Origin of the sequence: Anabaena sp. AL09, assembly GCF_001672255.1 — a bacterium.
Classification (GTDB): Bacteria; Cyanobacteriota; Cyanobacteriia; order Cyanobacteriales; family Nostocaceae; genus Dolichospermum; species Dolichospermum lemmermannii.
In genome coordinates this window covers 63,381-69,248 of sequence record NZ_LJOQ01000081.1, presented here as the reverse complement: position 1 = coordinate 69,248, position 5,868 = coordinate 63,381, and the positions used below count along the sequence as shown (strand labels likewise).

Annotated in this window: 7 protein-coding genes; 6 read left to right on the top strand and 1 reads right to left on the bottom strand. The window is 41.2% G+C overall.

Annotated elements, in window-relative coordinates; all coding sequences use genetic code 11:
* Nucleotides 1-371: 371 nt before the first annotated feature.
* The 5 genes from sppA (at nucleotide 372) to AN490_RS15570 (ending at nucleotide 2,575) form a co-directional block, all read left to right on the top strand.
* Nucleotides 372-1,193 (top strand): signal peptide peptidase SppA, encoded by an 822-nt coding sequence (sppA, locus tag AN490_RS15590; protein ID WP_300005144.1) that lies wholly within the window; start codon nucleotides 372-374, stop codon nucleotides 1,191-1,193.
* Nucleotides 1,194-1,299: 106 nt separating this feature from the next.
* Entirely contained in the window at nucleotides 1,300-1,713 is a 414-nt protein-coding gene (gene aroH, locus AN490_RS15585; RefSeq protein ID WP_300005141.1) for a chorismate mutase, read from the top strand.
* 40 nt (nucleotides 1,714-1,753) lie between these two features.
* Nucleotides 1,754-2,041 (top strand): hypothetical protein, encoded by a 288-nt coding sequence (locus AN490_RS15580; protein WP_148763183.1) that lies wholly within the window; start codon nucleotides 1,754-1,756, stop codon nucleotides 2,039-2,041.
* A gap of 110 nt (nucleotides 2,042-2,151) precedes the next feature.
* The gene (locus AN490_RS15575; RefSeq protein WP_300005138.1) at nucleotides 2,152-2,364 is read left to right on the top strand and encodes a type II toxin-antitoxin system HicA family toxin; all 213 of its coding nucleotides are present in this window, start codon (nucleotides 2,152-2,154) and stop codon (nucleotides 2,362-2,364) included.
* Nucleotides 2,357-2,575, top strand: coding sequence for a type II toxin-antitoxin system HicB family antitoxin (locus AN490_RS15570; protein WP_148763187.1), 219 nt, complete (start codon nucleotides 2,357-2,359; stop codon nucleotides 2,573-2,575). Before AN490_RS15575 ends, AN490_RS15570 begins: the two co-directional genes overlap by 8 nt.
* A 54-nt stretch (nucleotides 2,576-2,629) precedes the next feature.
* On the opposite strand, the gene crtR is transcribed toward AN490_RS15570, so the two are convergent.
* A complete protein-coding gene (gene crtR / locus AN490_RS15565) occupies nucleotides 2,630-3,511 on the bottom strand; it encodes a beta-carotene hydroxylase (protein WP_300005135.1) in 882 nt (293 codons plus the stop codon).
* A 425-nt stretch (nucleotides 3,512-3,936) separates the two neighbouring features.
* Here crtR and pyk point away from each other — a divergent pair, with 425 nt between their 5' ends.
* On the top strand, nucleotides 3,937-5,706 hold the full coding sequence (pyk, locus tag AN490_RS15560; protein ID WP_300005132.1) for a pyruvate kinase: 1,770 nt from the start codon (nucleotides 3,937-3,939) through the stop codon (nucleotides 5,704-5,706).
* Nucleotides 5,707-5,868: the final 162 nt, after the last annotated feature.

The following is a 5,868-nucleotide window of genomic DNA, read 5'->3' as shown; positions in this document are numbered from 1 at the left end:
GTCAACGAGTTAAGCGAATAAATTCGCCCGTGTCGCTTATATCTCAGCACTAAAGTGACTGAGCTTTACGCTTACCGAGTAATCTTGTAAAAGCAAATATTTTTCAATACTTGTTTTTTGCTCCTTAAACATACCAAATAAAACTACACATCAAATCTAAAAATTTCCTAAAGCTTTTCAATAATGATCTAGCTGCTAACTTTTATTCATAGCCAGGAGATGACAAAACAATTCAAAATAAAAAATTGTTACTCCCTGTCCCCTTCCCAAGCCCTAATTCCCAATCGGATTAAAGGTAAAGCCCGTTAGCTTCACCCTAGGCGTTCTATATTAAAGATATTCACAAAGATTAAAAAGTTATTTGATTGCCCATGATTTGGCCATTTAAGCCCAACTTTCGGAAACAAATTGCGCGGATTGAAGTTAGCGGTGCCATCGCTGGTGCAACTCGTAAGCACGTCCTAGAAGCCTTGAAAACCGTAGAAGAAAGTAAATTTCCCGCTTTACTGCTACGCATTGATAGTCCTGGGGGTACAGTGGGAGACTCCCAAGAAATCTACAGCGCCCTGAAGAGATTAGCTAAAAAAACCAAAATTGTCGCCAGTTTTGGCAATATTTCCGCCTCTGGTGGCGTTTATATTGGCATGGGGGCAGAACATATCATGGCGAATCCAGGCACGATTACAGGCAGTATTGGCGTGATTTTGCGAGGAAACAACCTAGAAGTGCTGCTGGAAAAAATTGGCGTTTCTTTTAAGGTCATTAAGTCGGGACCCTACAAAGATATATTAGCTTTTGATCGGCAACTAACAGAACCAGAAGAAACTATTCTGCAAGACTTGATTGATTCTAGCTATCAACAATTTGTGGAAACGGTAGCAGAAGCTCGTTCACTGACTGTAGAAAAGGTAAAAAGCTTTGCTGACGGCAGAATTTTTACCGGACACCAAGCCTTAATATTAGGTCTTGTAGACCGCTTAGGAACAGAAGAAGATGCACGACGGTGGACAGCAGAATTAGTAGGACTTGATCCTGATAAAACTCTTTGCTATACGCTAGAAGAACGGAAACCATTTTTGAGTCGTGTTTTACCGGGAAGTCGTCAAGCTAAATCGGTTATTGGTGCGGGAATCAATTGGCTAGAATTTGAAGTTTCTACAAGTGGTTTACCTATGTGGTTATATCGTCCATAGTCAGTGGTCAGTGGTCAGTGGTAAAAACCCAAAATTGACAACCAACAACTGACAACCAACAACTAACAACTAACAACCAACAACTAACAAAAGGAGGATTTTAGAAGTGGAATGGCAAATGCGAGCAATTCGGGGTGCAACAACCGTTGCAGAAAACAGCGTCGAAGCAATTCGAGATTCAGTGACAGAATTATTAGATGAATTGGAGCAAAGAAATCAACTCCAACCGGACGACATGATTAGTGTGACTTTTTCAGTAACAAAAGATTTAGATGCTATTTTCCCAGCAGCGATCGCTCGCAGTCGTCCTTTGTGGGATAGTGTAGCTATGTTGGATGTTCAACAAATGCACGTTGAAGGCAGTTTACCGCGCTGCATTCGCTTTCTAATTCACGCCAATTTACCAACTTCTAAGCCAATTCACCACGTTTATTTACGTCAAGCGGCTAAATTGCGTCCTGATTGGAGTTTACCCCAAACGTTACAAACTTCACAGCACGTATTGGAGACGAAAGTTTAAAATTAGCAGGTCAATAACATAATTAAAAGTTAGCGCATTCATGAGCTATTACAGTGGTGACGCGGCTGCTCAACCTGCTGCTATTGGTGGGAGTATTTTCACTCATCGGGGTACTGGTGTATGTGTAAAGTTAGATGCTTTTTTGGATATTCTCACCAAGGGTGAAGAGCCGCTTGTCATTGTCACCAGTGAAGGTTATTTTACGAAAATATACAAGTATGTGACGGCGTATAAGGGTTTTGTGTTTTTCACAGAATCCTTAGATAAATTGGAATTTGGTAGCAATATTGAAGTGATTTACGCGCAGAGTTTAGGAACGGATATTTGAAGTTACAATTGACAAGGTAAAATATTGAAAATAACTATTTAACTGGAAAAATTTGGTTGTCTTTCAATATCTGACTAGATTGGCATATATAAGACTAATTTTGAAAAAAGATGCCAAAAAAGATTAGAGAACTAAAGCAAATGCTTGTCCAGGCTGGTTTTACAGAACTACCAGGAAAAGGAAGTCATACTAACTGGATACATGACTTATATTATGGAAAAGTAACGATTTCAGGCAAAGACGGAGCAGATGCTAAATGCTACCAAGAAAAAGAAGTAAAACAGGCAATTGAGTCAATAGTAGATAAGAAAGAAGATGAATAAACTCAAGTACCAAATGATTATCCAGTGGTCTGAGGAAGATAATTGCTTTTTAGTAGGATTCCCTGACTTTCCAGGACAAAAATGGCGGACTCATGGAGATACTTACGAGTTAGCAGTAACGAATGGAATTGAAGCCTTAGACTCTCTCATTATTGCTTATGAAGCTGCGGGTGATGCACTTCCAGAAGCAACAGTTTGTAATGCAGCATAAGGAAACCTTTACACCTTGTAGAGACGTTCCAGAAAACGTCTCTTTTTCAGAAAATCAATGATGAAAATGAATACCTATGAAAACATCATAGACAAACTCAAAAAAGTCCTTCTTCTGCAATAACCCCGAAGTTTGCGGACTACCCTTTTCATCCAATAACGGCTTCATCAAATAATAAGCCGGCTGGTAATTATACCAAGGAATCGAAGGCCAGAGATGATGAATTAAATGGTAATTCTGCCCCAAAATCAGGATATTGAGAACCTTACCAGGATAGACGCGGGCATTTTTCCAGCGACTGCGTTCCACAAAGGGACGGTGCGGTAAATAATCAAAAAAGAACCCCAAAGTTATTCCAATCACAAAAGCGGGAATAAACCAAAAGTTAAGAATATAGCCCAAAAAATGATATTGGACAGAAATATAAACAATAGTAATGACAATTAAGCGACTAATAAACCATTCTAGTAGTTCATAATTCCGCCATAACCGTCTTTGAAAGAAAAATACCTCATGGTACAAAAATCTCACCGCAATTAACCATAGGGGACCACCTGTAGAAACATAATGATCTGGGTCGTCTTTGGGGTGATTGACATTACCATGATGCTGTAAATGTACTCGTGTAAATACTGGAAAAGCAAAAACTAGGATTAAGGCGCTACAATGCCCTAAGATAGCGTTAACAATTCGATGGCGATGGGCTGACTGGTGACAAGCATCATGAATCACCGTTCCTGAACAATGTAGTGCTAGAGTATTGACACTAAAACACAACCAATGCGGCCATTCCCAAAGCCAATACCCAAAGTTAGACAAAACCAACATCATCACTACGACTAAAAACATCAATAGCGTGGGGTTAAAATCACCAGGAGGTGATAAAAGTTCTTTGGGGGGAATTGTCAGTGGCTTTTGTGCCTCCGACGTGAGCATTCTTAACTCCTTTAATAATCAATATTTACGGATCATACTATTAATCTTAGTTAAGAGTAAAGTTATGTGAAGCAAGATTTATTTACAGTCCTGCTGAAGAATCAATAATTGACGCTATGATTCTTGGCTAAATCAGTGCTGAGACAAAAAAACTTCTTTGAGAGGAAGGTTGCCGATTCAGATTAGTGTACGATATCAAATCTATACCACAATTACCTCTCTAACTGCTTATAGCATTGATATAACGGTGACTGAAAAAGAGAGTCAGTTTAATTTATACTATTTGCAAAATGATGGCGATAGATGGACAAATGAACAACTGAATATAGACAGTCTTTCATTATCCAAAATCTTAAATCTCAAATGGTATAACGAAACATTACGATTAATTCCCAGGTAGATCCCAAAAATCTTAAACCCAGACCATGACGAAATTAAAAGATTCTCAGCGCCGAACTAAAATTGTTGCTACTATCGGACCTGCTACCAGCAGTCCAGAAATGCTGAAAGCGATTATTGAAGCGGGTGCAACAACCCTGCGGTTAAACTTTTCCCACGGAACTCATGCTGACCATCAGCGTAGTATTCGGTTAATTCGGCAAACCGCTTTTGAACTGAATAGACCAGTCGCAATTCTGCAAGATTTACAGGGTCCAAAAATCCGCTTGGGTCGCTTTGAAACTGGTTCGATAATTTTAACAAAAGGCGATCGCTTCACGTTAACAAATCGCCTCATCGAAGGAACACAGCAAATAAGCTGCGTTACCTACGATTACTTAGCAGATGAAGTTCCCGTTGGTTCAAATATCCTCCTCGATGATGGCAAAGTCGAAATGGTAGTGGAGGAAATTAACCACGAAAAAGGTGATTTACATTGTCGGGTAACAGTTCCTGGTAAACTTTCCAACAACAAAGGTGTTAATTTTCCGGGAGTTTACTTATCCATTAAAGCCATGACCGACAAAGACCGAGAGGATCTAATGTTCGGTTTAGACCAAGGTGTTGATTGGGTAGCCCTGTCCTTTGTCCGCAATCCCCAGGATATTATCGAAATTAAAGAACTAATTTCTAGCACCGGCAAAAATGTCCCTGTGGTTGCCAAAATCGAAAAGCATGAAGCCATTGAACAAATGGAAGCAATTCTGTCTTTGTGTGACGGCGTAATGGTTGCTAGAGGTGACTTAGGGGTAGAATTACCCGCAGAAGATGTACCCGTACTGCAAAAGCGGCTCATTGCGACAGCCAACCGTTTGGGAATTCCCATCATTACCGCCACCCAAATGCTCGATAGCATGGTCAGCAACCCCCGTCCCACCCGTGCGGAAGTATCTGATGTCGCCAACGCGATTTTAGACGGTACGGACGCGGTGATGCTTTCCAATGAAACCGCTGTTGGTAGTTTTCCAGTGGAAGCTGTAGCTACTATGGCCAGAATTGCTGAACGCATTGAACAAGAAGAAACCCTCAACGCCAATTCCCGTTTGTCACGAGATAAAAGGCGTTCTATTCCCAATGCGATTAGCCAAGCCGTTGGTCAAATTGCGGAAAATTTGGGCGCGGCGGCAATTATGACTTTGACACAAACCGGGGCTACAGCCCGCAACGTTTCTAAGTTCCGTCCCAAAACCCCAATTTTAGCCATTACACCTCATGTTAATGTGGCGAGACAGTTACAGATGGTATGGGGAGTAAGACCGCTGTTGGTGCTAGAATTACCTTCTACGGGTCAGACGTTCCAAGCGGCTATTAATGTTGCCCAGGAAAAAAACCTCCTAACTGAAGGTGATTTGGTGGTCATGACTGCTGGTACACTTCAGGGCGTTTCTGGGTCAACGGACTTGATTAAAGTAGAAATAGTTACTGCCGTACTCGGTCAGGGAATTGGTCTAGGACAAGGTTCTGTAAGTGGCCGCGCTAGGGTAGTTCATAATGCTATGGATGCCAGTAATTTCAACCCTGGTGATATTTTGGTGGCATCCCGCACTGGTGTTGATTACGTGGAAGCAATTCGCAAGGCTGGGGGGATTATTACTGAGGAAGAAAGTCTCACAAGTCACGCCGCTGTTATTGGTTTACGTCTTGGTGTGCCGGTGATTGTGGGTGTCAAGGAAGCGACACAGGTAATTAAGGATGGGGCGATTTTGACTTTGGATATGCAGCGAGGTTTAATTTACTCTGGTGCTGTGGGAACTTAAATTCAATCGCTAATCTAATAGCATTAGCACTGCCCCGACTATGAAAGAGATAAGTGGAAGCAGTGCTTTTTATTGACACTCTGCGGTCTAAAGACACGCAGATTCTTTAAGACTTGCTTAAAAAGGATAGTCAATTATCCTCCTAGACGCTCAAGGCAACTA

Coding starts and splice junctions, on each gene's coding strand:
- AN490_RS15580 (WP_148763183.1), top strand. CDS start 1,754: ATGAGCTATTACAGTGGTGACGCGGCTGCTCAACCTGCTGCTATTGGT.
- AN490_RS15575 (WP_300005138.1), top strand. CDS start 2,152: ATGCCAAAAAAGATTAGAGAACTAAAGCAAATGCTTGTCCAGGCTGGT.
- sppA (WP_300005144.1), top strand. CDS start 372: ATGATTTGGCCATTTAAGCCCAACTTTCGGAAACAAATTGCGCGGATT.
- AN490_RS15570 (WP_148763187.1), top strand. CDS start 2,357: ATGAATAAACTCAAGTACCAAATGATTATCCAGTGGTCTGAGGAAGAT.
- crtR (WP_300005135.1), bottom strand. CDS start 3,511: ATGCTCACGTCGGAGGCACAAAAGCCACTGACAATTCCCCCCAAAGAA.
- pyk (WP_300005132.1), top strand. CDS start 3,937: ATGACGAAATTAAAAGATTCTCAGCGCCGAACTAAAATTGTTGCTACT.